The sequence below is a fragment of the Leisingera sp. ABM4_101 genome, from assembly GCF_056158725.1.
The window spans coordinates 32,004-58,679 of record NZ_JBSWTV010000001.1; the positions used below are offsets into that span (position 1 = coordinate 32,004).

The 26,676-nt window shown below is 63.6% G+C and carries 26 protein-coding genes; 12 read left to right on the top strand and 14 right to left on the bottom strand.

The annotated features are described in order from the left end of the window. The first annotated feature begins 59 nt into the window (after nt 1-59). Complete coding sequence (locus tag ACXAEK_RS00130; RefSeq protein ID WP_475038994.1) at nt 60-593, top strand: GNAT family N-acetyltransferase; 534 nt, start codon at nt 60-62, stop codon at nt 591-593. Between the two features lie 27 nt (nt 594-620). Here the strand turns inward: ACXAEK_RS00130 and ACXAEK_RS00135 are convergent, their stop codons facing one another. The 3 genes from ACXAEK_RS00135 to ACXAEK_RS00145 all read right to left on the bottom strand — a co-directional run bounded on the left by ACXAEK_RS00135 (nt 621) and on the right by ACXAEK_RS00145 (nt 2,189). Further along, nucleotides 621-1,007 carry a type II toxin-antitoxin system death-on-curing family toxin gene (locus ACXAEK_RS00135; RefSeq protein ID WP_475038995.1) on the bottom strand — a complete coding sequence of 129 codons (387 nt, stop codon included), beginning with the start codon at nt 1,005-1,007 and terminating at the stop codon, nt 621-623. Further along, the gene (locus ACXAEK_RS00140) at nt 1,004-1,228 is read right to left on the bottom strand and encodes an AbrB/MazE/SpoVT family DNA-binding domain-containing protein (protein WP_024092785.1); all 225 of its coding nucleotides are present in this window, start codon (nt 1,226-1,228) and stop codon (nt 1,004-1,006) included. Before ACXAEK_RS00140 ends, ACXAEK_RS00135 begins: the two co-directional genes overlap by 4 nt. A gap of 73 nt (nt 1,229-1,301) precedes the next feature. Further along, a complete protein-coding gene (locus tag ACXAEK_RS00145) occupies nt 1,302-2,189 on the bottom strand; it encodes a LysR substrate-binding domain-containing protein (RefSeq protein WP_475038997.1) in 888 nt (295 codons plus the stop codon). 222 nt (nt 2,190-2,411) lie between these two features. Between ACXAEK_RS00145 and ACXAEK_RS00150 the strand changes: the two genes are divergently transcribed. Genes ACXAEK_RS00150 through ACXAEK_RS00180 form a run of 7 tightly spaced genes read left to right on the top strand, consistent with a single transcriptional unit; the run spans nt 2,412 to nt 11,213 of the window. After that, nucleotides 2,412-3,764, top strand: a complete 1,353-nt coding sequence (locus ACXAEK_RS00150; RefSeq protein WP_475038999.1) for an MmgE/PrpD family protein — start codon at nt 2,412-2,414, stop codon at nt 3,762-3,764. 46 nt (nt 3,765-3,810) lie between these two features. Next, complete coding sequence (locus tag ACXAEK_RS00155) at nt 3,811-5,052, top strand: FAD-dependent oxidoreductase (RefSeq protein ID WP_475039001.1); 1,242 nt, start codon at nt 3,811-3,813, stop codon at nt 5,050-5,052. A gap of 1 nt (nt 5,053) precedes the next feature. Further along, nucleotides 5,054-5,320, top strand: coding sequence for a sarcosine oxidase subunit delta (locus ACXAEK_RS00160; protein ID WP_475039003.1), 267 nt, complete (start codon nt 5,054-5,056; stop codon nt 5,318-5,320). Continuing rightward, nucleotides 5,317-8,157, top strand: coding sequence for a 2Fe-2S iron-sulfur cluster-binding protein (locus ACXAEK_RS00165; protein WP_475039005.1), 2,841 nt, complete (start codon nt 5,317-5,319; stop codon nt 8,155-8,157). Before ACXAEK_RS00160 ends, ACXAEK_RS00165 begins: the two co-directional genes overlap by 4 nt. A gap of 2 nt (nt 8,158-8,159) precedes the next feature. After that, complete coding sequence (locus tag ACXAEK_RS00170; protein ID WP_475039007.1) at nt 8,160-8,705, top strand: hypothetical protein; 546 nt, start codon at nt 8,160-8,162, stop codon at nt 8,703-8,705. After that, complete coding sequence (locus ACXAEK_RS00175; RefSeq protein ID WP_475039009.1) at nt 8,705-9,670, top strand: D-2-hydroxyacid dehydrogenase; 966 nt, start codon at nt 8,705-8,707, stop codon at nt 9,668-9,670. The genes ACXAEK_RS00170 and ACXAEK_RS00175 overlap by 1 nt, the downstream gene beginning before the upstream one ends. A gap of 4 nt (nt 9,671-9,674) precedes the next feature. Further along, entirely contained in the window at nt 9,675-11,213 is a 1,539-nt protein-coding gene (locus ACXAEK_RS00180; protein WP_475039010.1) for a trimethylamine methyltransferase family protein, read from the top strand. A gap of 106 nt (nt 11,214-11,319) precedes the next feature. On the opposite strand, the gene ACXAEK_RS00185 is transcribed toward ACXAEK_RS00180, so the two are convergent. From ACXAEK_RS00185 to ACXAEK_RS00205, 5 genes are all read right to left on the bottom strand, one after another. Beyond that, a complete protein-coding gene (locus tag ACXAEK_RS00185) occupies nt 11,320-12,072 on the bottom strand; it encodes a maleate cis-trans isomerase family protein (RefSeq protein WP_475039012.1) in 753 nt (250 codons plus the stop codon). Then, a complete protein-coding gene (locus ACXAEK_RS00190) occupies nt 12,069-13,136 on the bottom strand; it encodes a pyridoxal phosphate-dependent aminotransferase (RefSeq protein ID WP_475039014.1) in 1,068 nt (355 codons plus the stop codon). Before ACXAEK_RS00190 ends, ACXAEK_RS00185 begins: the two co-directional genes overlap by 4 nt. Then, nucleotides 13,133-14,809 carry a hydantoinase B/oxoprolinase family protein gene (locus tag ACXAEK_RS00195; RefSeq protein ID WP_475039016.1) on the bottom strand — a complete coding sequence of 559 codons (1,677 nt, stop codon included), beginning with the start codon at nt 14,807-14,809 and terminating at the stop codon, nt 13,133-13,135. Before ACXAEK_RS00195 ends, ACXAEK_RS00190 begins: the two co-directional genes overlap by 4 nt. Beyond that, entirely contained in the window at nt 14,809-16,908 is a 2,100-nt protein-coding gene (locus tag ACXAEK_RS00200) for a hydantoinase/oxoprolinase family protein (RefSeq protein WP_475039017.1), read from the bottom strand. The genes ACXAEK_RS00195 and ACXAEK_RS00200 overlap by 1 nt, the downstream gene beginning before the upstream one ends. A gap of 270 nt (nt 16,909-17,178) precedes the next feature. Then, on the bottom strand, nt 17,179-18,600 hold the full coding sequence (locus ACXAEK_RS00205) for an aldehyde dehydrogenase family protein (protein WP_475039018.1): 1,422 nt from the start codon (nt 18,598-18,600) through the stop codon (nt 17,179-17,181). A gap of 394 nt (nt 18,601-18,994) precedes the next feature. Here ACXAEK_RS00205 and ACXAEK_RS00210 point away from each other — a divergent pair, with 394 nt between their 5' ends. After that, the gene (locus tag ACXAEK_RS00210; protein ID WP_475039019.1) at nt 18,995-20,401 is read left to right on the top strand and encodes an efflux transporter outer membrane subunit; all 1,407 of its coding nucleotides are present in this window, start codon (nt 18,995-18,997) and stop codon (nt 20,399-20,401) included. A 102-nt stretch (nt 20,402-20,503) separates the two neighbouring features. On the opposite strand, the gene nqrM is transcribed toward ACXAEK_RS00210, so the two are convergent. The 3 genes from nqrM to ACXAEK_RS00225 form a co-directional block, all read right to left on the bottom strand. Continuing rightward, nucleotides 20,504-20,746, bottom strand: a complete 243-nt coding sequence (gene nqrM, locus ACXAEK_RS00215; protein WP_222482227.1) for a (Na+)-NQR maturation NqrM — start codon at nt 20,744-20,746, stop codon at nt 20,504-20,506. Between the two features lie 35 nt (nt 20,747-20,781). Beyond that, nucleotides 20,782-21,828 (bottom strand): FAD:protein FMN transferase, encoded by a 1,047-nt coding sequence (locus ACXAEK_RS00220; RefSeq protein WP_475039022.1) that lies wholly within the window; start codon nt 21,826-21,828, stop codon nt 20,782-20,784. A gap of 79 nt (nt 21,829-21,907) precedes the next feature. Then, on the bottom strand, nt 21,908-22,096 hold the full coding sequence (locus tag ACXAEK_RS00225) for a hypothetical protein (RefSeq protein WP_475039023.1): 189 nt from the start codon (nt 22,094-22,096) through the stop codon (nt 21,908-21,910). Between the two features lie 112 nt (nt 22,097-22,208). Here ACXAEK_RS00225 and ACXAEK_RS00230 point away from each other — a divergent pair, with 112 nt between their 5' ends. Then, nucleotides 22,209-22,733, top strand: coding sequence for a CBS domain-containing protein (locus ACXAEK_RS00230; RefSeq protein WP_475039024.1), 525 nt, complete (start codon nt 22,209-22,211; stop codon nt 22,731-22,733). Nucleotides 22,734-22,996: 263 nt separating this feature from the next. Here ACXAEK_RS00230 and ACXAEK_RS00235 read toward each other — a convergent pair whose 3' ends face one another. Next, nucleotides 22,997-23,377, bottom strand: a complete 381-nt coding sequence (locus ACXAEK_RS00235) for a VOC family protein (RefSeq protein WP_475039026.1) — start codon at nt 23,375-23,377, stop codon at nt 22,997-22,999. A 39-nt stretch (nt 23,378-23,416) separates the two neighbouring features. Here ACXAEK_RS00235 and ACXAEK_RS00240 point away from each other — a divergent pair, with 39 nt between their 5' ends. Next, nucleotides 23,417-23,959: a winged helix-turn-helix transcriptional regulator gene (locus tag ACXAEK_RS00240; protein WP_475039028.1), complete on the top strand. Its 543-nt coding sequence runs from the start codon at nt 23,417-23,419 to the stop codon at nt 23,957-23,959. A 177-nt stretch (nt 23,960-24,136) separates the two neighbouring features. Here ACXAEK_RS00240 and ACXAEK_RS00245 read toward each other — a convergent pair whose 3' ends face one another. Next, on the bottom strand, nt 24,137-24,580 hold the full coding sequence (locus tag ACXAEK_RS00245; protein ID WP_475039030.1) for a MarR family winged helix-turn-helix transcriptional regulator: 444 nt from the start codon (nt 24,578-24,580) through the stop codon (nt 24,137-24,139). Nucleotides 24,581-24,731: 151 nt separating this feature from the next. Here ACXAEK_RS00245 and ACXAEK_RS00250 point away from each other — a divergent pair, with 151 nt between their 5' ends. Next, a complete protein-coding gene (locus ACXAEK_RS00250; RefSeq protein ID WP_475039031.1) occupies nt 24,732-25,313 on the top strand; it encodes a YceI family protein in 582 nt (193 codons plus the stop codon). Nucleotides 25,314-25,449: 136 nt separating this feature from the next. Here the strand turns inward: ACXAEK_RS00250 and nqrF are convergent, their stop codons facing one another. Further along, on the bottom strand, nt 25,450-26,673 hold the full coding sequence (gene nqrF / locus ACXAEK_RS00255; RefSeq protein WP_475039033.1) for an NADH:ubiquinone reductase (Na(+)-transporting) subunit F: 1,224 nt from the start codon (nt 26,671-26,673) through the stop codon (nt 25,450-25,452). Between the last annotated feature and the right edge of the window lie 3 nt (nt 26,674-26,676).

A 26,676-nucleotide genomic window follows, 5' to 3' on the forward strand; every position in this document is an offset into this window, starting at 1 on the left:
GCTGCCGTGCTTTGGCCCGTCGGTAAGGCTGACTATATTAACAGCCAGGGGAGCACAGCATGACCGAAAAGATCGAAATCATCCACTGCGATACACTGCCGTCAGAGCAGGAGTTGAACGGCATTTTAACCCAGTACTACGATCTCATCGTCCAGCGGATGGGCAGCATGGGGTTCACCATCGACCCGGCTGCCCCGCAAAGCGCACTGGCGGAGTTCTGGGCCAAAGCCGGCGATTACCTGCCCCCGAACGGCTGCCTGCTGCTGGCGCGGGATGAAACAGGGCAAATCGTTGGATGCGGCATGCTGAAACGGCTGGACCCGGAAACCGGAGAGCTGAAACGGGTCTTTGTTGTCGAGGCCGCGCGCGGCACCGGGACCGGGCGGCGACTGATCGAAGCGCGCGAGGATGCGGCACGTGCCATGGGCCTCAAACGGCTGGTGGCCGACACGCTGACACCTAATGTCGAAATGCGCAGCCTCTATCCCAAACTGGGCTTTACAGAACTTAAGACACCGCTGGAGACAACCACCTATCTCGACCAGCCAATGCTGCGCCCGCATCTGCATTTCTTTGTGAAAAACATCGGGTAGCACAGCACGTGTCCCGGCACGCGGGCATCAGAGCGGCTGCATTCCCTTGCTCAGCCATTCGGCAAATGCAGCCTCATCCACATCGCCGGTGGCCAGATCCTCCATCATCCGCACCCCCTCAACAGGGTCAGGACGGAACTGAAAACCGTTCAGGCGCAGAAAGGTGACGGCGGTCACAAAAGCCGTGCGTTTGTTGCCATCCACAAAAGCATGCGCCTTGGCGATGCCAAAGGCATAGGCCGCCGCAACCTCCGCCACACCCGCGTCAGAATAGGCCGCCAGGTTAATTGCCCGGGCACAGCCCATCTCCAAGAGCGCCTTGTCACGCATCCCCGCCGCGCCGCCGTGGCGGGCAATCTGGCGGTCATGTATGACAGTAACAGCTGCCAGCGGCACCCAAGTGTAACGGCTCACGCCAGCGCCTGCAGCAGATCCCGGTTCTCATCCATCACAATTTCGGCCGCGGCCAGCGCCTCAGCCACCGAGGGGTCATGCGCCATCACCCTCAGGCTGCCGTCATCGCCGCGCACCACAAACAGCGTGTCGCCTTCCTTGGCGTCCAGCATCGTCAGCATCTCTGTCGTCAGCGTGATAACGGCAGAATTTCCAACTTTCCTGATCTTGGTCTCAATCATGGGCAGGCCTCGCGTATATATCTTCGTATATACGCTGGAAACCGCGGAATTTCAATGCCCGCCTCGTTCTGCGTCAGAGTTCCATATCCGCCGCCGCTTTCAGCAGCCAGGCCTTGAAATGCTTGACCGAAGGCGTGGCGGCCTTGTCCTTGAAGGTGGCGAAATAGGTCCAGGGGCAGTCGAGGTCGAAATCAAACGGCTCCACCAGCCGCCCGTCCGCCACATGCGCCCGCACCAACGATTTCGGCAGCACCACGCAGCCAAGCGATTGCACTGCAAACTCCAGCCCCATGTTGGAGGAGTTGGTCTGCAGTCCGCCCTTATGCTCAATCCCCGTAAGCCCGTAATGCTTGGCGATTTTCTCCCAATAGATCGGGCGGCCCAGGATGTGGATCAGCTTGGCATCGGCCAGCTGCTCGGGCCGGGTCACCGGCTCGCCGCCAACCCGGTAGTCCGGCGAGCACACCAGCGCCAGCTTCTCGTCCCACAGCTTCACCGCCGGGCCCATCACATCATCCACGTGGTTGATGGTGATCGAAATGTCCGAGACATTGGTCTCCACATCCACCCAGATGGTGCTGTGGATGGTCAGATCTATGTCCGGGTGGGTTTTGGTGAAGTCTTCAACCACGTTGATCAGCCATTTTTCCGCCAGGCTGACCGGGCAGGAGATCACCACCTCCCGCTTGTGGCTTTGCGAGATCAGCAGCTGCGTAGCTGAATCAATCTCCTGCAGCGCATGGCGCACGGACGGCAGATAAGCCTCCCCCACATCGGTCAGCGACAGCGACCGCGGGTGGCGCACAAACAGCGGCCGGCCGATGAATTCCTCCAGGCTGCGCACATGGTTGGAGACCGCCGACTGGGTGCAATTCAGCTCATCCGCCGCTGAGGTAAAGCTCAGATACCGCGCGGCGGCCTCAAACGAACGGAGAAAGGTCAGATGGGGGAGATTCTTCATCATGGGTCCGGCAGCGGTTTCGGGGGCCATGTTCCCATGCTTTGGATTGGCCCGCAATTCCCAATGGTTAGCGGCCCGCAATTGTCAGAAAACGACGTCTATCACCGCTTTCACGAAATAATCCAAGGCTATGACCCGCTTTAATTTGTGTGTCACTTGCGGCCATTCCTCCTAGCCTGACGCGTGAAAACTGCCCCCGAACGCCTCAGCGAGAGAGCCGCCATGACCGCCACCTTCGACCGCGCCGCCGATTTCACCTTTGACCTCGCCCCCGGCGACCTGCCGGAAACCACCCGCGAGGCGGCGGCGCTGATGTTCCTCGATACCATCGGCATCACCATCGGCGCAGGACCCATGGAGGCCGGCCGCATCGCCCGCGAAACCGCAGTGGCGCTTTACGGCTGCGGCGAGGAAGGCCTGGGCGCGCGGATGATGTTCGACGGCCGCAAGGTCAGCGTCGCCGGCGCCGCCTATGCCTCGGCCACTGCCACCGACAACCTGGACGGCCACGACGGCTATTACCCGACCAAGGGCCATATCGGCGTGGTGGTGATCCCGGCGATTGCGGCGCTGGCGGAAACCGTGCCGGATTTCTCCGGCCCCGAGGCCCTGGCGATCACCACGCTCGGCTACGAACTGGCAGGCCGCGCCGCGCTGTCGCTGCACAACACCGTCAGCGACTACCACACTTCCGGCGCCTGGAACGCTCTGGGGGTCGCCGCCATGGCGGCCCGGATGCGCGGCCTTTCCCGTGATCAGCTGCGTCAGGCGCTGGGAATCGCCGAATACCACGGCCCCCGCAGCCAGATGATGCGCGAGATCGCCAACCCCTCGATGCTGCATGACGGCTCCGGCTGGGGCGCGATGGTGGGCATGTCCTCGGCGATCCTCGCCGAAAAGGGCTTCACCGGCGCCCCCGCCATCACCCTCGAGGAAGACCGGGTGGCGGAATACTGGAAGGACCTGGGCAGCTTCTGGCAGATGGAGCATCAGTATGTGAAACCCTACCCGATCTGCCGCTGGGCCCATGCGCCGATCGACGCGGTGCGCCAGGTGATGCTGGACAACAACCTGACCCACGAGCAGATCGCCAAGATCCACATAAACACCTTCCACGAAAGCGCCTGCCTCTACCCGGGCATCCCAACCACCACCAGCCAGGCGCAGTACTCGCTGCCCTTCGCGGTTGCGACCCAGGCCGCTTATGGCCGCATCGGGGTTGAGCACATCTCGGGCGAAGGCCTGAACGATCCGCTGGTCGCCTCGATCCACGAGCGTATCTCGGTGTCCGAGGCCGCGCGCCACTCGGTCCGTTTCCCGATGTGCCGGGTTGCCGATGTGGTGGTCACCCTGACCGACGGCCGGGTGATCGAAAGCGGCGACGTCCATGCCCGCGGCGGCCCCGAGGCGCCGCTCAGCCGCGATCAGGTGGTCCAGAAATTCATGGAGTTCGCTTCGCCGTCCTTGGGTGAATCGCGCGCCGGCGAAATCCGCGACGCGGTGCTGGGCATGACCCGCGAAGGCAGCAAGTTCTCTGATCTCGGCCGCCTGATCTACGACGCGCCTGCCAACTGATAACAACAGCGCCCGGGCAACGGGCGCGGCATTTGAAGGACCGGCCATGCCCCTCCGGCTATTGAAATACGGGTTGTCCAAGGACTACCCGGTCACCGGCGATATTCCGGCGACCCCCGATCTGAAACCCTCTTACGATGTGGTCATCGTCGGCGGCGGCGGCCATGGCCTCGCCTGCGCCCATTACCTGTCGAAATACCACGGCATCACCAATGTGGCGGTGCTGGAAAAGGGTTACCTGGCCGGCGGCAACACCGCCCGCAACACCACCACCATCCGCTCCAACTACATCACCAAGGAGGGCATCGCCTTCTACAAGGAAGGTGTGCAGCTTTACGAGGAGATGAGCGGGGAGCTGGACTTCAACGTGATGTTCAGCCAGCGCGGCCAGCTGACTCTGGCGCATACCGAGGCGACCCTGCGCTCCTTCCATCTGCGCGCCGAGATGGGCAAACACGCAGGGACGAACATCGAGGTGGTCGACGCCCAAACCGTCAAGGAACTGTCGCCGCATCTGAACATGGACGAAGGCGGCCCGCTGGAGATCATCGGCGGCCTCTGGCACTCCGACGGCGGCACCGCCCGCCATGATGCGGTGGCCTGGGGCTATGCCGCACAAGCGTCGCGCCGGGGTGTCGAGATCCACCAGCGCACCGAGGTCGAAGGCTTCGACATTGAGGCTGGAAACATCACCAAAGTCCGCACCAACCGCGGCACCATCAGCGCAGGGCAAGTAATGATCGCCGTCGGCGGTATGAACTACGACATGGCGCTGAAGGCCGGTGTCGAGCTGCCGATCCGCTGCTTCCCCTTGCAGGCGATGGTCACCCAGCCGCTGAAACCCTGGCTGCACACGCTGGTCAGCTCCGTCTCCTTGCACACCTACCTGGTGCAATCCTCGCGCGGCGAGATCGTGATCGGCGGCGGCTCAGACCCCTACCAGCTCTATTCCACCCGCTCGACGCTCGACATGAAGGAACACCTTGCCGAGGGCGCCACCCATCTGTTCCCCTTCCTGCACGGGGTGCGGCTGCTGCGTCAGTGGGCGGGCATCACCGACATGACCCCGGACTATTCGCCGATCATGGGCGCCAGCCCCCTGAAGAACCTCTGGCTCGACTGCGGCTGGGGCACCTGGGGTTTCAAGGCCACGCCGGTGGCCGGCAAATACATGGCCCAGACCATCGCCGATCAGAAGGTCGCGCCGGTGCTGGAGCCCTTCACCATGGAACGCTTTGCCAGTTTCGATCTGCTCAACGAAATGGGCGCCACCGCCGCGAGCCACTGACATGAAGATCCTGACCTGCCCGATGAACGGGCCCCGCAACATCAACGAATTCCAAAGCTTCGGTCCGCTGAAGGCCAACCCGGATCCGGAGACAACGTCGGATCAGGACTGGGCCCGCCACCTGTTCCGCGCCGACAACACACGTGGTGTGATCGTCGAATGGTGGCGCCATGTGCCGTCCAACTACTTCTTCCTGGCCGAACGCAACGCCACCACAAACGAGGTGATCCGCACTTTCGACCCGGCTGAGCTGGAGGCCACCCAATGACCCGCCTTCCCGCTCCCTATGGCTCCCGGATCAACCGCGCGAAACCGGTACGGTTCTCCTTTGAAAACAAACCTTTCGAAGGTTTCGAAGGCGATGTCATCGCCTCCGCCCTGGCGGCAGGCGGCCAATGGATGCTGTCGCGGTCCTTCAAGTACCACCGCCCGCGCGGGCTGATGTCGATGGCAGGCGCCGAGGCCGACACGCTGGTGCAGCTGCCATCTGATCCCAACGCCCAGGCCGACCTGACCCCGGTCACCGAGGGACTGCGGGTGACTGCCCAGAACGTGAACGGTTCACTGGCGAACGACCGCGACGCCTTCATGGACAAGCTCGGCCGCTTCATGCCGGTCGGCTTCTACTACCGCACCTTCATGGGGCCTTCCCGCTCCAGCTGGCTGAAACTGTGGGAGCCGCTGATCCGCAAGAAGGCGGGCCTCGGCGTCATCGACCTGAACGCGCCGCATCAGGACTACGAGAAGGCCAACCTCTACTGCGACGTGCTGGTGGTGGGCGGCGGCCATGCCGGCCTGACCGCCGCGATCGAGGCTGCGCAGGGCGGCGCCGACGTGATCCTGGCCGAGATGGAGCCTGAACTCGGCGGCGCCCTGACCTACCGGCGCGGCAGCGATGCGCTGCTGCAGGACCTGCTGGATCAAGCCGGCAAGCTCCCCAACCTCCGCTTGATGGCCTCCACCACGGTGAACGGCTGGTTCGAGGACAACTGGCTGCCGCTGATCCAGGGGCGCAAACTTTTCAAGACCCGCGCGCAGGAGGTGATCCTGGCCACCGGCTGCATCGAGCAGCCCGCGATCTTCCGCAACAACGACCTGCCCGGCGTGATGCTTGGAAGCGCAGCCCAGAGGCTGATGCGGCATTACGCGGTCAAACCCGGCAGCCGCGCCGCAGTGATGGCCGCCAACCCCGACGGCTACCGCGTGGCGCTGGACCTGCTGGAGGCCGGCGTCAACGTCGCTCTCCTCGCCGACCCGCGCCCCGGCGGCAGCGGCGGCGACCTGGCCGGCGAACTCCGCGCCAAAGGCGTCCGCATTGTCCAAGGCCAGTTCGAGGAAGCCCGTGGCAAATCCCATGTCTCTGCGGTCAAAGTGGCCGGCGAATGGATACCCTGCGATCTTGCCGTGGTCTCGGCCGGCTACGCCCCGATGTGGCAGCTGCCCTGCCACGCCGGCGCCAAGCTCGGCTATGACGAGAACACCGCGCAATTCTCACTGACCCTGCCGGATGCGCCGATTGGTGCAGCGGGCGGCGTAACCGGCCTCTTCAGCGAAGACGCCGTCACTGCCAGCGCGCAGGCCGCTGCCCAAACCGCCCTCGCCCGCCTGGGCAAGGACAGCCGCGACATCGCCCCCATCCCGGACACAGAAGCGGCGCTCGCCAATTTCGAACTCCCCATCAGCGCCCACCCCAAGGGCAAGGACTTCATCGACCGCGACGAAGACTTGCAGGTCAAGGATCTGCAGAACGCGGTCAAGGAAGGCTACAGCGAGCTGGAACTGGTCAAGCGTTTCTCCACCGTCGGCATGGGCCCCTCGCAGGGCCGCCACTCGGCGCTGGCAACCGCCCGCACTGTGGCCAAGGCGACAAACCGCAAGGTGGCAGAGGTCGGTGTCACCACTGCCCGGCCTCCGTTTGCGCCGGAAACGCTGGGCGTGCTCTCCGGCCACCACCACCCGGCCGAACGCCGCTCGGCTCTGCATCAGGAACACATCCGCCTTGGCGCCGATATGCGGCCCGTCGGAGCATGGCGCCGCCCCTATTTCTATGGCCCGAAAGAAGACGCCAAACGGCTGATCGAGGAAGAAGTCCACGCAGTCCGCAACGGTGTTGGCGTACTGGATGTCTCAACCCTCGGCGGCTTGGAAGTGCGCGGCCCCGATGCAGGTGAATTCCTCAACCGCATCTACACCATGGCCTACAAGAAACAGCCCGTAGGCCGCTGCCGCTACTGCCTGATGACAAACGAGATGGGCACGGTGATCGACGACGGCGTTGCCTACCGGATGGCCGAGGATCTGTATTACGTCACCGCCACCACCGGCGCTGTGGCGCGGGTCTATTCCGACATGCTGTTCTGGAACGCCCAGTGGCGGCTGGATGTGGATGTGCTGAACGTGACTTCCGCCTTCAGCGGCCTCAACATCACCGGCGCCAAGGCCCGCGCCGTGGTCGAGGCGCTGGAAACAGATATCGACTTCTCGCGCGACGGTTTTGCCTATCTCGACGGGCGGACCGGCACCGTGGCCGGCGTCCCGGTCCGCGCCATGCGGATCGGTTTCACCGGCGAGCTGAGCTATGAGCTGCACTGCCCCTCATCTTACGCCAAAACCCTGTGGGATGCCGTGATGCAGGCAGGTGAGGCGCACGGGCTGCGCCCCTACGGGCTGGAGGCCAGCCGCATCCTGCGTTTGGAAAAGGGCCATATCCTGATCGGCCAGGACACCGACGCGCTGACCTCCCCGGATGAACTGGGCTTTGGCTGGGCGGTCTCCAAGACCAAACCGTTCTTTACCGGCAAACGCGCCATCGAGATGCGCCGCAACAAGGGGCTGCCGCGCAAGCTGGTCGGCCTCACCTTCGACGGCCCGGACATCCCGGGCGAAAGCTGCCTGGTGCTGAAGGACAACATACCCGTCGGCCACGTCACCTCGGTCCTCTGGTCGCCGACCCTCAAGACCCATATCGCGCTGGCCTACGTCCACGGTGATGACGCCGCCGAGGGCACGCCGATCACGGTGAAATGCCGCAATGGCACCCGGGTGACAACACCGGTGCGCGGCCATGCCTTCTTTGACCCCGGCAACAAACGGCAGGAGCTTTGACCATGCGCCTCTATCCGCTGGACCCGCAAGGCGCTGCCGAGGGCACCCCCCTGATCACCGGCCCCGTCAGCTTGCGCGACGACAGCCGCACGCCCCGTTTTGGCCTCAAGGGCCGCGGCAGCGTCAGCTTCCTGCAGGCGCAGGGCTTTGAGGTGCCCGGGGTGAACCGCATATCAGGCGGCGTACTGCGCCTGGGCCGCGAGGAGGCGGTGGTTCTGAACCACCCAGAGGACCTGCGCGCCCGCTGGGATGCCGCCGAAGCGCCAAAGGGCTATTATTCCTGGCGTGAGGAAACCTGGGCGATGATGCATCTGTCCGGCCCGCGCCTGTTCGACCTAATGGCCAAGATCTGCCCGGTAAACCTTGCCGAAGGCGCCTTTGCCCAAGGTGAGATCGCCCAGACCCGCGTCGGCTATGTCGAGGCGATCACTTGGCGCGACGACCGGGGCGGCCCCGGCTTCTCGGTTTTGTTCGACATCGCCGCTACCGCCTTCTTTGCCAATACTGTGGCCACCGCAGCGGGCGAGTTTGAAAGGGAGACCGCATAATGAAATCCCCTGTTGTCATCCTGCACACTGACAATCCCGCCCCGGCGCGTGCGGTGCTGGCCAAGGGCCACCCGGACCTGCAGATCCACACCTGCGACAGCTACGAGGGCCTGCCCGCCATGGTCGCCGAGACCAGTGCCGAGGTGGTCTATTCCGTGCGTTTCAACGGCACCCCCGCCTTCCCGCGCAAGGCTCTGCTCAACGCGGAAACCGTGAAATGGGTCTCGGTCGGCGGCTCCGGCACCGACCACATGAACCCCTGGGACCCGGCGGCGCTCACTGTCACCAACTCGGCCGGCGTCGCCGCCGATATGATGGCGCAATATGCGCTGGGGGCGATGTTCCATTTCACCCTCGGCCTGCCCGCCTTCCGCACCGCGCAAACCCGGCGTGAATGGCTCTCGGCGCAGGTCGAACCCATCGACGGCAAAACCGTGCTGATCATCGGCCTCGGCAAGACCGGCGAGGCCATGGCGGCACGCTCCAAGGCCCTGGGCCTCAGCACCATCGGCGTCCGCGCCCGGCCCAAGGACACCCCCAACGTGGATGAGGTCCACGGTATGGACGCCCTGCCCGGCCTCTGGATCCGCGCTGACTTCATCGTCACCTGCGTGCCGCTCCTGGACAGCACCCGCGGCATCGTCGGTGCGGAGGCCTTCGCCGCAATGAAAAACACCGCAGTAATCATCGACGTCTCCCGCGGCGGCGTGATCGACGAGGACGCCCTGCTGGCAGCCCTCGGCGCAAACCGCATCCGCGGTGCGGCGCTGGATGTCTTCACCGTCGAGCCGCTGCCCGCGGAACACCCCCTCTGGGCCTATGAAAACGTCATCATCACGCCGCATTGCTCCTCGGTCTACCAGGGCTGGGACCTGAAATCGGTGGAGATGTTCTCACAAAACCTGATGCGCTACCGCAAGGGCGAAGCGCTGAGCAATATCGTCAATCCTGAAAGGGGATACTGAACCCATGGCACGTGAACGGCGCAGCGGCGGACGCCGCGGAAAATCCACCCGTTCCGGCGGCAGCATCGAACAGCTGCCTTGGACCCAGGTGAAAAACACCTACCCGGCGTATGAGCTGCTGAACCCCGACCAGATGGACCAGCTGCACGCCACCTCAATGCGGATCCTGTCAGAGGCCGGCATAAGGGTGATGGGCGACAATGTCATGGACATCTTCGAAGGTGCGGGCGCCATCGTCGACCGGGACACCAAGACCATCCGCATGGATGAAAGCCTCGTGATGGAAGCGCTGAAGACGGTGCCGCGCACCTTCACCCTGACCGCGCGCAACCGGGCCAAGCAGATCACCATGGGCGGCAACAACGTGAACTTCGGCCTGGTGGCAGGCCCGCCCAACGTGCACGACTGCATCAATGGCCGCCGCCAGGGCAACCTCACCGACTATCAGAACTTCATCAAGCTGGCGCATCACTTCAACGCCATCCACCTGATCGGCAACCAGGTGACCGCACCGCTGGAGCTGCCCGCCAACAACCGCCATCTGGACACCTATCTGGCGAACCTGACCTATTCGGACCTGTCCTTCCACTGCACCGCCATCGGCCGCGGCCGGGCGATTGACGGCATCAACATGATGGCCATCACCCGCGGCCAGACGCCGGAGGAGATGAACGGCGATCCGGGCGTGATCACCATCATCTCGGTCAACTCGCCGCGGCTGTTCGATGATGCGATGGGTGACGGGCTGATAGCCATGGCCGAGCACGGCCAGCCGGTCTCGGTCACGCCGTTCACCCTGATGGGGGCGATGACCCCGGTGACCTTGCCCGCCGCCCTGGCGCAACAGAATGCCGAGGCGCTGTTTGGCGTGGTGCTGACCCAGCTGGTCAACCCCGGCACGCCGGTGATGTACGGCTCGTTTACCTCCAACGTCGACATGCGCTCCGGCGCGCCGGCCTTCGGCACGCCCGAGAACGCCAAGGCCAACATCGCCGGCGGCCAGCTGGCGCGGCGTTACGGCATCCCTTACCGGACCTCCAACGCCAATGCCTCTAACGCGGTCGACTTGCAGGCGGCTTATGAGACCATGATGGCGAGCTGGGGCGCGGTACTGGGCGGCGCCAATATCGTGTACCACGCGGCCGGCTGGCTGGAGGGCGGGCTGACCGCGTCATATGAGAAATTCATCATGGATGTGGAGATCATCCAGAACATGATCGAGTTTCTGAAGCCGATGAAGTTCGACGAGGATGAGCTGGGCTTTGACGCGATCCAATCGGTGCCCACCGGCGGCCATTTCTTTGGCGCCGAACACACGATGGCGCGGTACGAAACAGCGTTTTACCGGCCGATGCTGTCGGATTGGCAGAACTACGAGAACTGGGAAGCGGCAGGCGCCAAGGATGCGCTGCAGCGGGCCACCGGCCTCTGGCAGCAAGCGCTGCAGGATTACGAGGAACCGGCCATGGACCCAGGCGTAAAGGAAGAGCTAGAGGCCTATGTGGCCAAGCGCAAAGAAGAAATCGGCTCGGACGAACCTTGAGCGGGCAGGAGCGAGGGGCCAGCCCCTCGCGCTCCCCGGGGTATTTCAGACCAGAAAGAAGCAGAACCCGGCGCCCATTCAGGTGCCGGGTTTCTCATTGGAGGATTTACAGAAGATCGAACAGCCGGCCCGGCACATTGCCTTGCCGGGGCAGGTCAAGCGCCCGCATAACGGCAAACATCATCGCCTGATTGGAGGTCACCACCGGCTTGCCAAGCGCCGCCTCGATCCGGTCAACCGCTTCGACCGAGCGCATGTCGGTGCAGCTGAGCACAATGGCCTGCGCCTCCGGGTGGTCTGCCTGGCAGGCCAGGTCAAAGACCTCATCCGGAGTCAGCTCGCCCTGGCCATAGTTGCCCAGCTCGCGGCCCACATCGGCGCATTTCACTGTTGCAATCTGGTTCTGTGCCAGGAAATCCATCGCCTGTTCGTTGATCTCCCCCAGATAGGGCGAGGAAAAGCCCACCTTGGTTGCGCCCAGGGCCTTGACCGCGGCAACCAGCGCGCCGGCAGCAGTGAAAGTGAGCGCGCCGGAGCCCGCCTTGATGTCCCGTGCCAGCTGCTCGTCGAACCCCGGCCCATGGGTCAGCGTCGCGGAGGTGCAGCCGTAAAGCACCACATCAGGCCGCACGCCAGAGATCATCCTGAGGTCATGGCTTATGTCGGACGCCCCCAGCCCGGCCATCTGGTCGGAGCCGGGGATCTCGTCCACATCGTAACCGCCCATGCGCTGGAAATGCACCGTTGTATCCGGGCACCGCATCAGCATCATGTCCGGTTCCAGGTTGGTGTTGGTGAAAGGCACCAGCACGCCGATTTTGGCGCGGGTACGGGTCTCGTAGTTGAACCCCGGGGTCAATTCAGCACTCCTTTCAGCACTTCCAGGGCGCGGTCCATGATCTGCTGGCTGCAGATGGTGGCGCGCAGGCAGTCACCCAGGCCATAGCCGCCCATGCCGCGCATCAGCAGTTTTTCCGCCCGCAGCGCGGTGTCAGCCGCTTGCGCCTGCTCCGCCGAGGCAAAACGCATCAGCACAAAGTTGGTATGGCTCTGCGGCACCTCCAGCCCCAGCGCCCGGCAGCCCTCGGCAAAGCTGTCGCGGATGGCGGCGGTTTTCGCCACCACGTCCTGCATATGCGCCTGATCCCGCATCGCAGCCGCCGCCATCGCCTGCGACGGGATCGAGATATTGTTGGGGTTCAATAGCTTACGCACTTCGCCGGCAATCTGAGGCGGGAAATAGCCCCAGCCGGCCCGCGCGCCCGCCAGCCCATAGGCCTTGGAGAGCGTGCGCATCACCACGGTATCGCCGCGCTCTGCCAGAGCAAAGATTTCGCCCGGATCGTTTTGCGCATCGGCGAACTCGGCATAGGCCTGATCCACCACCAGCAGCACATCCCCAGGCAGGCTTTCACGCAGGCGCAGGATTTCGGCGTTGGGGATCAGCGTCCCCGTCGGGTTGCCCGGATTGCAGACAAAGACAATACGGGTCTCAGGCGTCACCGCCGCCAGGACATCATCCACCGACACCGTCAGATCCCGCTCCCGCGCCTTCACGTAATCCGCCTGCACCTGGGCCGAGGCCGAGGACACAAAGGCATAGCCATAGTCCGTCCCCAGAACCCGGTCGCCCGGACCGGCAAAGGCCCGGATCAGGCAGCCGATCAGCTCCATCGAGCCGGCGCCGCACAGCACCTTGGCCGGGTCCAGCCCGTGCACCTCCGCCACCGCTGCCCGCAGGTCAGGCCACTCCGGGTCGGGGTAGAGCGGCATCTGCTCCAGCACTGCCTTGCCCGCCGCAATCGCGGCAGGACTGGCGGCAAAGGCGCTTTCGTTCTGGGCGAGGGAAATGACCCCCTCGCCGCCGAGATCCGCCAGCGCATAAGGCGCCATGGCGGCAACATGGGGAACCGCGCGGATCATTTTGCACCTCCATAGGCGCTTGCGCCCTCTTGCGTCACCAGCCCGCGTTTCAGGTCCAGCGCCAGGGCGTCCGGATCGCGTTCCGCTGGATCGCCGAAACCGCCGCCGCCTGGGGTTTCAAAGATCAGGTAGTCGCCTGCCTCCACCCGCAATTCGCCCTTGCCGGGGATGTCCTGTTCGCCGTCCCGGAAGCGGATGCGGCCCGGCGCGCCGGGCTGCCCCCCCATGCGGCCAAGCGCCGGGAACTTCAGACGCTCCACCGACAGGAACACGATGAAGGGCGCATCGTTGGAGGCCGTCATCTCGATCCGCTGGCCAAGGCCGCCACGGTATTTTCCAGCCCCGCCGCTATCGGGCCGCAGCTCGCGCCGCCACATGACAACCGGGGCCACCGCCTCAGTGATCTCAACTTGCGAGCCGTAGACGCCGGACGGGTAAGCCGTTGCCGACAAGCCATCCGCATGGGGCCGCGCGCCGGTGCCGCCGTTGTGGACCGGCTCGATGGCAAATTCTCGGCCACCGTCGCGGGCCACCTCCGGCGCGTGGCGCATCGGCAGATCGAACATGCAAGACGCCCCTTCCGCGGGAACCTGATCCGGCAGCGCCTGATGCAGGCAGCCGAGCACCAGATCCGGCGTCACCTGCCCCAGCGTGTGGCGCATCGCCACCGGCACCGGGCGCTGCGCGTTCAGGATGCAGCCCTTGGGGCCGTCCACCGTGAACAGCTCCAAGGACCCGGCATTGTTCGGAATATCCGGCCCCACGATGCAGCGCAGCGCAAACACCGTGTAAGCAGTGGCATAGTTCAGCGGCACATTGATGCCCTTCCTGGAACAGCCCGAGGTGCCGGTGAAATCCACATGCATACCGTCCTTGGTGACAGTCAGCGTGGCGTGCAGCTCCAGCTCATTCTCATAGCCGTCCATCTTGAGGACGTTTTTGTAGACACCCTCAGGCACCTCGGCGATGGCTTCCAGCGTGCCGCGGCGGGAGGTCTCGATGATATAGGCGCCCAAAGCGTCCAGATCACCGATGCGGAACTCCTCCATCATGTCGACCAGACGCGTTACCCCTGCCTCGCAGCAGGCAATCAGCGCATAGATGTCGCCCTCATTGGCAATCGGTTCGCGGCTGTTGGCGCGGATGATATCCATCAGCAGCGCATTAGGCTCGCCCTCCTCGACCAGCTTGCAGGGCGGGATCAGCAGGCCCTCGTCATAGATGTCGGAACCTTCCGGCCCCATGCCCAAGCCGCCCAGATCCACCAGATGCGATGTGCAGGAGGTAAAGCCCACCACCTTGCCGTCCTTGAACGCAGGCATCATCAAGAGGAAGTCGTTCAGATGCCCCGAAGCCAGCCAGGGATCGTTGGTCATATAGATGTCGCCGGGCTTCATGGTCTGCACCGGGAAGCGTTCGCCCAGGTGCATCACGGCTTCGGCCATGGTGTTGATATGGCCGGGCGTGCCGGTGACGGCCTGGGCCAGCATCCGGCCCTGCACGTCGAAAATGCCGGCGGAAATATCTCCGCATTCGCGCACGATGGGGCTGAACGCGGCACGGATCAGGGTCTGCCCCTGCTCCTCGACCACCGCCAGCAGGCGGTTCCACATGACTTGCAGGCGGGCCGGCGAAAGGGCCGGCGAATGGGTCTGTGAAAGATCGGCAGCCATCATGCGTCTCCTTTTTGGTCTTGGATCAGGACAAGGTTCCCAATTGCATCCACATGGGCAGAGAAATCCGCCGACACCAGCGTGGTGGTTTGCGGCTCAGTGATCAGCGCCGGGCCGCAGACACGGTCGCCGGGGTTCAAACTGTCGCGCGGCACAAAAGCTGCCTGTTTGGCGGTGCCGTCCACGTCGCAGGTGATCGGACGGTGCGCAGCGGGGGCAATGGTCTTCAGCTCCGGCGTCTCCGGCACCGCAGTGGTGGCCGCATCCGGCGTTGCCACCCGCACTGCCCAGTTCAGGATCTCGATCTTCATGCCTGGCACCGGGCGCGAGAACTGCTTGGCGTATTCGGTTTCAAACGCCGCAGTCAGCGGCCCCAGATCCTCAGCCGTCAGATCGCGGTCCGGCAGGGTGATCTCAATCTCATGCCCCTGCCCGTTATAGCGCATGAAGGCGGTGCGCTGGACCTCTGTCGCAGCATCGCCCGCGCCCTGCGCCACAACCGATTTCGCCTCGTCGATCATCTGGGCGAACAGGCTGTTGATTTGCCCCATATCCATGGTTTCCAGCAGCGAATAGCGCGAACGCACAATCTCGAACGACACCGGCGCAAACAGGAAGCCAACAGCGGAGCCAACCCCCGGGTTCGGCGGGATCACGATGCGGGACACCCCGGCGGAGCGCGCCACCCGGCTGGCATGCAGCGGGCCGTTGCCGCCAAAGGCGATCATCGTGCGCGGGCCAAGGTCCTTGCCCGATTCCACCGCATGCATCCGCCCGGCGCTGGCCATGCTCTCATCCACGATGCGGCTGACACCATCCGCCGCGCCAACGCCATCCAGATCCAGCCGCGTGCCGATCACCCGGCTCAGCGCTTCCTTGGAGGCCTCCGGATCAATCTTGATATGCCCCTCGGCAAAGGTATCCGGCACGATGTAGCCCAGCGTGATGTCGCTGTCGGTCACCGTCGGCTCGGTGCCGCCGCGCCCGAACGCCACCGGCCCAGGCTCGGACCCTGCCGACTTCGGCCCCACGGTCAGCCGCCCCAGCCGGTCCACCCCGGCGATGGAACCGCCGCCGGCACCGATCTCAATCATCTCGATCACCGGTATGCGCACCGGCATACCAGAGCCCTTTATGAACCGCGCCGCGCGGGCGATTTCGAACTGGCGCGAGGTCTGCGGGCGGGCATTGTCGATCAGGCACAGCTTGGCGGTGGTGCCGCCAACGTCAAAGGACAGCACCTCGTCCAGCCCGGCCCGCGCCGCGATACGCGCAGCAAGGATGGCACCGCCGGCAGGGCCCGACTCCACCAGCCGGATCGGAAACCGTGCCGCGGTCTGGATCGTGCACATGCCGCCGCCCGCGGTCATCATCAGGATCGGGCAGGTCACGCCTTCCGCCGCAAACCGCTCGGCAAAGCGGGCCAGATAGGTCTCCATCAGCGGCTGGATATAGGCGTTCGCCACCGTGGTGCACAGCCGGTCAAACTCCCGCGCCTCGGGGCTGACTTCCGAGGAGATCGACACCGTCAGGCCCGGACGCCGCGCCGCCAAGGTGTCGCGCAGCCAGCGCTCATGATCCGGGTTGGCATAAGAATGCATCAGGCAGATTGCCACCGCATCGGCGCCGCAGGCATCCAGCTCCGCAATCAGCGCCTCAACCGCGCTGTCCTCCATGCCGATCAGCACATCGCCCTCGGCCGACATCCGCTCGCGGATGGTCAGCGAGCGCTCGCGCGGCACCAGGAGGTCGGGCTTTTCCAGATTGATGTCATACTGCGAATAGCGCCGCTCGTAGGCGATTTCCAGAATGTCCCGGAACCCCTCGGTCGTCACCGTCGCCACCGTCGCTCCGCGCCGCTCGATCAGCGCGTTGGTGGCCAGGGTGGTGCCATGGATAAATCCCGTCACCTCGCCCAAGCTGCGCCCCGATTGCGCCATCACCCGCGCCGCGCCTTCCATCGCGCCGTCTGCCGGGTTCTGATGCGTGGTCAGGGTCTTGGTCGAGGCCAGAATTCTGTCTTCCCCGGCCACCAGCACGGTGTCGGTAAAGGTGCCGCCAATATCAATGGCAAGGCGCAGCGCTGTTGATGCTGTCATCTATCATTCCAAAGTCTGTCATTGAGGATCTGCCAAAAGCCCGCAAACGGGCGGCAGTCTCAGACAGTGACCAGGTTGCACCCTGTGGCGCGGCGGTCCATGCGTTTGGGAATGAATGCGTGTTTCATGCCCGCATCCTGCGGCGCCGCCGGCGGGGCAGCTTTGCGGATAGCGACATGAAAACTGCCTGATAACGGCATCAATGCGGCGCCCTGCGACTCCGCCAAGGCCCCCGGCCAGGCAGCACACCCGGCCGGAAACCTTTGTTTCCTATCCGAAATGCAGGGTTTTCACTTCCTGGTAATCCTCCAGCCCCAGCATGCCGCCCTCGCGCCCGTTGCCGGACTGCTTGTAGCCGCCAAAGGGCGAGCCATAGTTGAAGCCGCCGCCATTGATATGCACCGCACCGGCGCGCAGGCGGGCGGCCACCCGCTCTGCCCGCTCCGGATCGCCGGTCTGCAGATAGGCCGCCAGGCCATAAGGCGTGTCATTGGCGATGCGGATGGCGTCTTCCTCATCCTCGAACGCGATGATCACCAAGACCGGGCCAAAGATCTCCTGCTGGGCAATCGCCATATCGTTGGTCACATCGGCAAAGACGGTCGGGCGCACATACCAGCCCTTGTCCAGCCCCTCTGGCCGGCCCAGCCCGCCGGCCAGAACCCTGGCGCCTTCGTCGATCCCTTTCTGGATCATGCTCTGCACCCGGTCGAACTGGATACGGTCAAACATCGGGCCGATGTGATCGCCTTCCTGGCCCGGGTCGCCCACCGCCTGGCCCTCCGCCGCGGCTCTGGCAATCTCCAGCACCTGGTCATAACAGCTGCGCTCCACCAGCATCCGGGTCGGCGCATCGCAGCTCTGGCCGGTGTTATACATGCACTCCAGCACCGAGGCGGTGACCTTCTCCTCCAGATCGGCATCGGCAAACACCAGGTTCGGCGACTTGCCGCCCAGCTCCAGCGTCACCCGCTTCACGGTGTCGGCAGCGTCCTTGGACACCGCGATGCCCGCCCGTGTCGAACCGGTAAAGGACATCATGTCCACATCAGGATGGCACGACAGACCCGCTCCTACCGTCGGCCCGTCGCCATGGATCAGGTTGAACACGCCCGCCGGATAGCCCGCGTCATGGATCATCTGCGCATAAACGGCGGCAGACACCGGCGTGTGCTCCGATGGCTTCAGCACGCAAGTCGAACCGGTCGCCAGCGCCGGCAGCACCTTCAGCGCAATCTGGTTCACCGGCCAGTTCCACGGCGTGATCAGCCCGCAAACCCCGATCGGCTCGCGCACCAGGATATCGCCATTGGGCAGCGTCTCGCGCAATTCCTGCGCCTTCAGCGCCTCCAGAATCCCCTCCAGATGGCCAATACCCGAATCGGCCTGGGCGTCGCGCGCCATGGAAATCGGCGCACCCATCTCGGCGCTCATCGCCTGCGCCAGCTCTTCGCGCCGCGCATTGCTGATCTCCAGCAGCTTCTCCAGCAGCGCAATCCGTTCCTCCCGCGAGGTCTGCGAGAAGCTCTCGAACGCGGTCTTGGCCGCTGCCACCGCATTGTTCACATCCGTTTCGTCACCAAGAATAATGGTGCCCGTCTGTGCTTCAGTTGCCGGGTTCAGAACCGGGAATTCGCGGCTGGAGTGAGGCGTCACCCAGGCGCCGCCGATATAGAATTTCTGCAGATCCATCAGGGGCTTCTCTCTGTTTGGCTGGTGATTTCGTTGCTCGTTTCGCAGTGACCTTCAAGGACGTTTCCCCGGCCCCCTGCTCCGGCTTCGGTGCTGGAAACAGTGGACCGCGGCAATCCCCCGGTCAAGCGTGGTGCATGGCGCCGCCGAACTCCTTATGTCCTTGCCCGGCGCCCGTTCTGACGCCGCAGCATGACCGTCTTGCAACCGCCAAGATGCGTCAAAAGCGGCAGGTTGCAGGCAAATTGCGAAACCGCCAGCCTGTGGGTTGCGCGCATCAGTGCCAGGCGAAGGCCGCAAATACGTCAGGAATAGGGTCGCCCGGCTGCCCGCAGTCGTCTACGCTCCTCCCAAAGCCCGGCACGCAGAATAACCGGGCGCCGAGAGGCAAGACATGAGCAGATCTAATTGGACAGCCCGTTCCGTGCTGCTGGCCGGGACATTCCTGTGCAGCTGCACCGTTGTCGGTGTGGACTATCACCGCCCTGATTTCGCGGTGCCGCCCGCCTATTACCAGTCCCGCAACTATGCAACGGTGCAGGGCGCAACAGAGGCCTGGTGGCAGGGGCTGAACGACGCCACCCTGAACCGGCTTGTCGACGCCGGGCTGGCCCAGAACCTCAGCCTCAAGGCAGCCCGCGAACGGCTGAGGGCAGCCGAGGCGCTGCGCCGCGGCAGCGGCCGCCCGCAGCAGGTCAGCGGTGATCTGGAAGGCAGTTCAATCTTCTCGCGCCGCGAATCGCAGAACGGCTCCACCAGCACCGACACCGCCGAAATCGGCGCCACCTATGTGTTCGACCTGTTCGGCGAGTTCCAGCGCCGCTCGGAACGCGCCGTCGCCGACCGGGACGCGCAGTTCTATCAGCTCGCCACCAGCCGGCTCGCCGTCATCGACGCGATCACCCGCACCTATATTCAGGCCCGTTTCTTCCAGCGCGGTGCCGCTGTCACCCGCAACACCATACGCCTGCGGGAACAAATCCTGCGAACCGTGGAAGATCTGCAGGCGGCCCGGGCTGTTCTCGCGCTTGATGTGGAGCGCACCAAGCTGCAGGTCGCCAGCGCCAAGGCCGACCTGCCGGAATTCCTGGCCAGCTACGAAACCTCTGTTTTTGCATTGGCCACGCTGCTGGACCGCGACGCCTCCGAAGTCTTTTCGCTGATGCAGGGCAGCTACAGCCAGCCCTACCCCGCGACCCAGCCCGAACTCGGCGTGCCGGCGGCCCTGCTGCGCAACCGCCCGGATGTTCTGCTGGCCGAAGCGCAGATGCGCAGTGCAACAGCCGATATCGGGGTCACCGAAGCAGAGCTTTATCCCTCGCTGGAAATCACCGGAACCGTGCAGGCAACCCGCGGCGTGCCGGATCTGTACCAGATCGGCCCCGCCGTGAACCTTCCCTTGTTCAACCGCCCCGTCCTGCGCGCCTTCCATGAACAGGCAATCGCAGAAGCCAAGGCCACAGAATACGACTACCGCTCTGCCGTGCGCAGTGCGGTGGAAGAAGTTCAGTCCCAGCAAAGCGCCCTGCGTGCGGCACGCCAGCGTACCGCAGCCCAGGTCCGGGCTGTCAACCTGGGCACCAAGGTTGCGGATCTGGCCCGGGAAACGTTCAAGGCGAATGAAATTACCCTGTTCGATCTGCTGAACACCGAAGAGGCCCTGCGCAGCAATGAGCTGAACCTGATCTCCGCCCGCCGGGATCTGGCGCTGGCCTGGGCGAACCTGCAGATCTCGCTGGGCAAGGGCTGGGCGCCGGACCAGACCCCGGCAAGCGCTGCAGCCGCCGCCGCATCAGAATAGAGAGTTCCGGCAGCCGCATACAGCCCCGGCCGCCGGAGGCAGGAAAAGGATGCGTTTTTTCATGGCTGAAATCCGCGCCGGATTTCAGCCCGCGAACAGCGGTCAGGCCTGCGCTTCGCGCTCCATCTGCTCGACCATCTTGCGGGCGCGCTTGCACTGCAGCTTGTCGCGCAGCGGGCTGTCGGGGTCGATGTCCTTGGAGCAGACCACGCATTTGTCGGCCCCCGAAATCGCATTCAGGCCGCCACAGCTGCCCTTGATCTTCTTGCCCATCAAAATGACCCCCAGCGACATGCCCAGGGTGACGATCAGCAAGAGGATGAAGGCCAGAAGAAAGGTGCTCATGTTTAGTCCCTCGCGGTCCCGCTCAATACGCGGCGTCAGTTTGCGGTCAGCGCCTCAAAGGCACTGCTTGCCGCTGTCATATAGGCATCCGGCCCGGCTTGCACGTCCCGATCAATGAAAAACACGGCAAGTTTATGCTCCTCCGCAAGCTTCAGCCCTTCTTTGCGGCCCAAAACCAGCATTGCGGTGGCCCAGGCATCCGCCAGCATCGCGTTTTCCGCAATCACCGTGACTGAGGTGGTGGCATGGGTCACCGGCCGCCCCGCAACCGGGTCGAGGATGTGGGAATAACGCTTGCCCTCATGCTCGAAGTAATTGCGGTAATCGCCCGAGGTCGCCAGCCCGTGATTGCTCACCGGCACGATCAGCTGCACCGTCTGCGCCGCCGCATCCGGTTTTTCGATACCGATGCGCCAGGCCTCGCCTTTGGCGTTTTCACCCTTGGTCACCAGATCGCCGCCGATCTCCACCATGTAATGCTCGACTCCAAACCCCTGCAGCGCCTCCGCCACCGCATCCACGCCATAGCCCTTGGCGATGGCCGACAGGTTGATGCCGGTCTCCGGCGCGGATTTTTTCAGGGTGCCCGCCTCGGCATCCAGCACCAGCAGCCGCGCCTGCCCGACGCCTTCCAGCGCCTTGGCAATGGCGGCGTCAGAGGGCACCGGGTCCTCCGGCTTGCGCGGGCCAAAGCCCCACAGCTCAATCAGCGGGCCAAGGGTCACATCGAACTTGCCGCCGGTCTTGGCGTGCACATCCCCCGCCGCCGCCAGCACATGGGCAAATTCCGGCGACACCCGCACCGGCGCAGTGCTGCGTTCAGCCGAGAAGGTGGAAACCTCCGAGGCTGGATCCCAGTTCGACATCTTGGCATTGACCGCGGCCAAGGTGCCCTCCACGGCGGCCCCCAGCGCCTCCTGGTCCAGCTCATCGCCGATGGCAATCACGCTGTAAGTGGTGCCCATGGTTTCACCGGTCAGCCGCACCTCTTCCGGCTCAGAACCAAACCAGCAGCCGGACACGGCCAGCACCGCGGGCAGGGTCAGGGCAATCAGGAACTTTCTGGGCATCAGGCTGGGCATTCGGCAACCTCCGGCAGCAAAACTGGCGCAGCTATGCCCCTGCCCTGTGCCAGAGTCAAACGGAGCGCCGGGGCAAGCCTCAGAACTTCAGCGGCAGAAAAGCCAGCGCCAGCAGGCCAACCGCCGCAGGCAGCCCGTAAAGCCAGGCCCGCAACCGCGCGTTCGGCGCCTCGGACTTCCAGTTCTGCCGGTACAGATGGCCGCAGACCACCACCAGGAACACGGTCAGCGCGCCGGTTACAGGGGTCAGGTAGAGGCTTTCGAACATGTTGTTTTTCCGCTGTTGTTAGCGCTCGCGTCATTTCGCCCCTTCCCGGATCATAATCCGCCGCTAAGATGGGGGTATGACCTGATGCAGGATACAGGAGGAGACCCCGCGCATGGCACCGTTCTCATACCAGCCTCCCACCCGGGGCGACAAGGCCGGGCAGGAAAGCCACAGCCAATCGCCCGAGTTGAATTTGTCGCACGGCCAGTCCACTGTCGCCAGTCTGCTGGACACCAAGGGCGATGCGATCTTTGCGATCCGCCCCAACGATACGGTCGGCCACGCGGTCGAGGCCTTGAAGGAGAAACGCATCGGCGCGCTGGTGGTCACCGACCAGAACGGCGCGTTGCAGGGCATCCTGTCGGAACGCGACATCGTGCGCCGCCTGGCAGACACCCCCGGCCACACCCTGCCCCAGCTGGTCGAAGAGATCATGACCCGCGAGGTGCAGACCTGCGCGCCTGACGACCTGCTGATCGACGTGGCCAAAGTGATGAACGAGGGCCGCTTCCGCCACCTGCCGGTGCTGAAGGACGGCAAGCTGGCGGGCATGATCACCGTCGGCGACGTGGTGAATTTCCGCTTGAAGGAGCTGGAATACGAAGCCCTGCGCATGAAGCAGATGATCGTCGGCTAGGCCTAAACCACATGGTCCGCCTTCGGGCGGATCACCTCTGGCAGCAGGTTTTGCTGCATCTTGCCGCCATTCACGCCTGATGCAGCAAAACTCCGTTTTGGGCCCATTCAGGCCAAAGCCGCGAAGGTTTCTGGCGGCCGCTATGGTGATAACACCTGACGGCTACAGCTGAACATAATGCCCTGAAGAAGTGCCGTAAGGTGCAATTCAGGACGTGTCTGCCAACAGCACACACGCCGCAGTGGCCGCAAGAAATTCGCGTGTTATTCAATTCCACCGGTCAAATCCTGTGCAAGCATCAGCGCATTGCCATCAAGATCGTAGAAAGTCGCGGTTTTGACCATGCCCTCGACAACATCCGTCTCGCCATCAAACTTGACTTTGGCCTGCTCCAGTTTTTGCCGGGCCGTGTCCAGATCAGCGATCCCAAAGACTGGCACGCAATTGCCGGGTGCTGGCTTGGTGTGCTCGCCAAGGCCGATGGCAACACCGGGCGTGTTCGTCCGAAGCTCGGACCAGCCCGCTTCATCGGCATGGTAGAGCAGCTCAAATCCCAACATGGATTCGTACCACTTTGCGCTCGCATGGCGATCCTTGACCGACATTGCGATGGTGATGGTTTGGTCGACTGCAACGAGTGACATGGGCTTTCCTTATGTCTTAAAATATACTAACTATACTTTATGGACATTAAAGTGTTTGTCAACATCACATCAAAGGCTTGGGCGATGCCCATACTCGCGTGCCTGCATTCGGGTGTCGCCGGGCGGCAGGCGCCCCTATTGGCTGCGACCGGTGCAGGCAGAACCGCCTTCGCGCAAAGCATGGATCACCTGATTGAAATTGGATTGATTGAACGAAATCCTGGGTATGGCCATCCGCTGCGTCCAGAATTCCGCCTTACACAGCTGGGGATTGCAGCGGCGGCCATTGCCCATAAGATCCACGATGTTTCGGCAGAAGAAGATCAACCTTTGCTGCGCCGGTCATGGACTTTGCCGATTCTGACATCGCTCCACACACCAAGCCATTTCAGCGACATCAAGCGAAACCTGCCGGCGATAACAGATCGTGCGTTGTCGCAATCATTGAAATCCATGAAGGCAAGAAACTGGGTGTGCCGCAGCGTAGATGGCGTCGCCCGCCCGCCCAGGCCTATCTATTGTGCGGTGAACACTGGTGGCCAAATCAGCCAGCTCATCGCGCCTGAAATTAGCTTCATTTAGAAAATCGGCCGCTAGTTGAAAAATGACCAAAATCAGCAAAGGCCGCGTTCTATTTCCAGCATGTCCCGTTCTGAAGGTCTGGCTCGCCTCTGATTAGCCTGGCAGCCTGCGATCCAGGGGCCAGTAAGTTCTGCCCTGGAAACCAGCGCATGGCCTCTTCAGCCCGGCGCCTGATGGTCACGGAAACGGGCCGCCGCCGGTCTTTTGCAAGCGCTCCAGAAACACCTCCAGATCCCCCGCGCTGTCCAGCGGTTCCATCGCCTGCTTGATCGCCGCACCGTAGATCTGCCACATCTCCAGCCGCAGCGCCGCGCCGGCCTCTGTCAGATGCAGCAGCTTGCCGCGGCGGTCCCGTTCGAACACGGTTTCGCGCACCAGACCCTGTTTCACCATCTGCGCCAGAATGCGCGACAGGTTGGATTGCTCGAACAGCAGGTTGCGGGTCAGCTCATAGGCCCGCACGCCGTCCTCGCCCGCCATTTCGATCCCCCACAGTACGTCGTACCAGCGCAACGGCGGCAGGCCTGCCGCGCGCAGCTTGGCCTCCATGTCGCGGTGCGTCTGCCGGTGGGCGCGGTTCAACAGGATCCAGATTGCGGTTTCGCGTGGGCTGGGGGTCATCACGTCTTCACGAATTGGTGAACAAGAGAGCGGTTCCGCCGTTGCCAGTGGATGCTCAGAAATAGATGTCATAGCATCCATCCTGGATCAATCGCATCCTCACGTAACAAGAGCCGTTCCCGGCCCAACCCCATCCGACAGGAAGACTGCCATGATGATCAGGATTGCCTCCCTCGCCGCCGCCGCGCTGCTGGCCGCCCCCGCCGCCTTTGCCGCCACCACCTACAAGACCGACCAGGGCCATACCGAAGTCAAGTTCAGCTGGAGCCACGCCGGCGTCTCAATGCAGAGCGGCGAGTTCACCGACGCCCAGGGCACGCTGGTTCTGGATCCGGAAAACCCCGAAGCCTCCACCCTGAATGTCACCATCAAGACGGACAGCGTCGCCACCGGGTTCGGGCCGCTGGACGATCACCTGTCCAGCGCCGATTTCCTGGAGGTCGCCACCTACCCTGAGATCACCTTTGTCAGCACCGGGATCGAGAAGACCGGCGACAAGACCGCCAAGGTGACCGGCGATCTGACCATTCACGGCACCACCCAGTCCGTGGTGCTGGATACCACCATGACCCACCTCGGCCCGCACCCGCTGGGCGGCGCGATCGAATACTACCAGGGCGACTGGGCAGCGTTTGAGGCCTCCACCACCATCGACCACCAGGCGTTCGGCGTCGGCGGCTTCTCCACCGGGCCAATCACCATCAATATCGTCAGCGAGCTGAAAGCGGAGTAATTGCTGCACAGCCGGTGCACGGGGGGTGTACAGGGGGTGCACGCATGGCACCCCCCTCCCCGGCCCGCTCATGAGAACAGAAAAAGCCCCGGATGTTTCCATCCGGGGCTTTTGATATTCCGCTCTGCGCTCCGGCTCAGCCGCCGAAGTCGTCCAGCATGATGTCCTCGCGATCCACGCCCAAATCCAGCAGCATGTTGATCACCGACTGGTTCATGATCGGCGGGCCGCACATGTAGAACTCGCAGTCTTCCGGCGCCGGGTGGTTCTTGAGGTATTCCTCGAACAGCACGTTATGGATAAAGCCGGTGTAGCCTTTCCAGTCGTCCTCAGGTTGCGCGTCGGACAGGGCCACGTGCCAGTCGAAGTTGTCGAACTCCTCGGCCAGCTGGTCGAAGTCCTCGACAAAGAACATCTCCTTCTTCGAACGCGCACCGTACCAGAAGCTGATCTTGCGGTCGCGGTTCTGCAGCCGCTTCAGCTGGTCAAAGATGTGGCTGCGCATCGGGGCCATGCCGGCACCGCCGCCGATGAAGACCATTTCCTTCTGGGTGTCGCGGGCAAAGAACTCGCCGAACGGGCCAGAAATGGTGACTTCATCACCCGGCTTCAAGTTGAAGATATAGGACGACATCTTACCGGCCGGAATGTCGCTGGAGCCCGGCGGCGGCGAGGCAACACGGACGTTGAGCATGATAATGCCCTTTTCATCCGGGTAGTTAGCCATCGAATAGGCGCGCTCAACCGGCTCGTCCACGACGGATTTATACTGCCACAGGTTAAAGCGGTCCCAGTCCTCGCGGTACTCTTCCTGCACGTCGAAATCGGTGTAGGACAGCTGGTGCGCGGGCGCCTCGATCTGGATGTAGCCGCCGGCGCGGAAGTTCACGTCTTCGCCTTCCGGCAGTTCCAGAACCAGCGCCTTGATGAAGGTCGCCACGTTGTCGTTCGAGCGCACCTTGCAGCGCCATTTCTTGACGCCGAAGACTTCCTCGGGAACTTCAACTTCCATGTCCTGCTTGACCGCAACCTGACAGGACAGCCGGTCGCCGCAAGACGCCTCACGCTTGGTGATGTGGCTTTCCTCGGTCGGCAGGATCGAGCCGCCGCCGGAATGCACACGCACCCGGCACTGGGCGCAGGTGCCCCCGCCGCCGCAGGCGGAGGGGACGAACAGTTTTTCGGCCGCCAGCGTCTGCAGCAGCTTGCCGCCTGCAGGCACCGAGATGGTTTTTTCACCGTTGATGGTGATATTGACATTGCCGGTCGAGACCAGGCGGGAGCGGGCGGCCAGAATGATGGCCACCAGCGCCAGCACGATCAACGTGAACAGGACAACGCCGAGCGAAAAAGTTTCCATAAC

Coding starts and splice junctions, on each gene's coding strand:
- ACXAEK_RS00150 (WP_475038999.1), top strand. CDS start 2,412: ATGACCGCCACCTTCGACCGCGCCGCCGATTTCACCTTTGACCTCGCC.
- ACXAEK_RS00155 (WP_475039001.1), top strand. CDS start 3,811: ATGCCCCTCCGGCTATTGAAATACGGGTTGTCCAAGGACTACCCGGTC.
- ACXAEK_RS00175 (WP_475039009.1), top strand. CDS start 8,705: ATGAAATCCCCTGTTGTCATCCTGCACACTGACAATCCCGCCCCGGCG.
- ACXAEK_RS00190 (WP_475039014.1), bottom strand. CDS start 13,136: ATGATCCGCGCGGTTCCCCATGTTGCCGCCATGGCGCCTTATGCGCTG.
- ACXAEK_RS00235 (WP_475039026.1), bottom strand. CDS start 23,377: ATGTCACTCGTTGCAGTCGACCAAACCATCACCATCGCAATGTCGGTC.
- ACXAEK_RS00245 (WP_475039030.1), bottom strand. CDS start 24,580: ATGACCCCCAGCCCACGCGAAACCGCAATCTGGATCCTGTTGAACCGC.
- ACXAEK_RS00230 (WP_475039024.1), top strand. CDS start 22,209: ATGGCACCGTTCTCATACCAGCCTCCCACCCGGGGCGACAAGGCCGGG.
- nqrM (WP_222482227.1), bottom strand. CDS start 20,746: ATGAGCACCTTTCTTCTGGCCTTCATCCTCTTGCTGATCGTCACCCTG.
- ACXAEK_RS00210 (WP_475039019.1), top strand. CDS start 18,995: ATGAGCAGATCTAATTGGACAGCCCGTTCCGTGCTGCTGGCCGGGACA.
- ACXAEK_RS00195 (WP_475039016.1), bottom strand. CDS start 14,809: ATGGCTGCCGATCTTTCACAGACCCATTCGCCGGCCCTTTCGCCGGCC.
- ACXAEK_RS00225 (WP_475039023.1), bottom strand. CDS start 22,096: ATGTTCGAAAGCCTCTACCTGACCCCTGTAACCGGCGCGCTGACCGTG.
- ACXAEK_RS00130 (WP_475038994.1), top strand. CDS start 60: ATGACCGAAAAGATCGAAATCATCCACTGCGATACACTGCCGTCAGAG.
- ACXAEK_RS00140 (WP_024092785.1), bottom strand. CDS start 1,228: ATGATTGAGACCAAGATCAGGAAAGTTGGAAATTCTGCCGTTATCACG.
- ACXAEK_RS00205 (WP_475039018.1), bottom strand. CDS start 18,600: ATGGATCTGCAGAAATTCTATATCGGCGGCGCCTGGGTGACGCCTCAC.
- nqrF (WP_475039033.1), bottom strand. CDS start 26,673: ATGGAAACTTTTTCGCTCGGCGTTGTCCTGTTCACGTTGATCGTGCTG.
- ACXAEK_RS00240 (WP_475039028.1), top strand. CDS start 23,417: ATGGACATTAAAGTGTTTGTCAACATCACATCAAAGGCTTGGGCGATG.
- ACXAEK_RS00165 (WP_475039005.1), top strand. CDS start 5,317: ATGACCCGCCTTCCCGCTCCCTATGGCTCCCGGATCAACCGCGCGAAA.
- ACXAEK_RS00160 (WP_475039003.1), top strand. CDS start 5,054: ATGAAGATCCTGACCTGCCCGATGAACGGGCCCCGCAACATCAACGAA.
- ACXAEK_RS00200 (WP_475039017.1), bottom strand. CDS start 16,908: ATGACAGCATCAACAGCGCTGCGCCTTGCCATTGATATTGGCGGCACC.
- ACXAEK_RS00170 (WP_475039007.1), top strand. CDS start 8,160: ATGCGCCTCTATCCGCTGGACCCGCAAGGCGCTGCCGAGGGCACCCCC.
- ACXAEK_RS00180 (WP_475039010.1), top strand. CDS start 9,675: ATGGCACGTGAACGGCGCAGCGGCGGACGCCGCGGAAAATCCACCCGT.
- ACXAEK_RS00250 (WP_475039031.1), top strand. CDS start 24,732: ATGATGATCAGGATTGCCTCCCTCGCCGCCGCCGCGCTGCTGGCCGCC.
- ACXAEK_RS00220 (WP_475039022.1), bottom strand. CDS start 21,828: ATGCCCAGCCTGATGCCCAGAAAGTTCCTGATTGCCCTGACCCTGCCC.
- ACXAEK_RS00145 (WP_475038997.1), bottom strand. CDS start 2,189: ATGAAGAATCTCCCCCATCTGACCTTTCTCCGTTCGTTTGAGGCCGCC.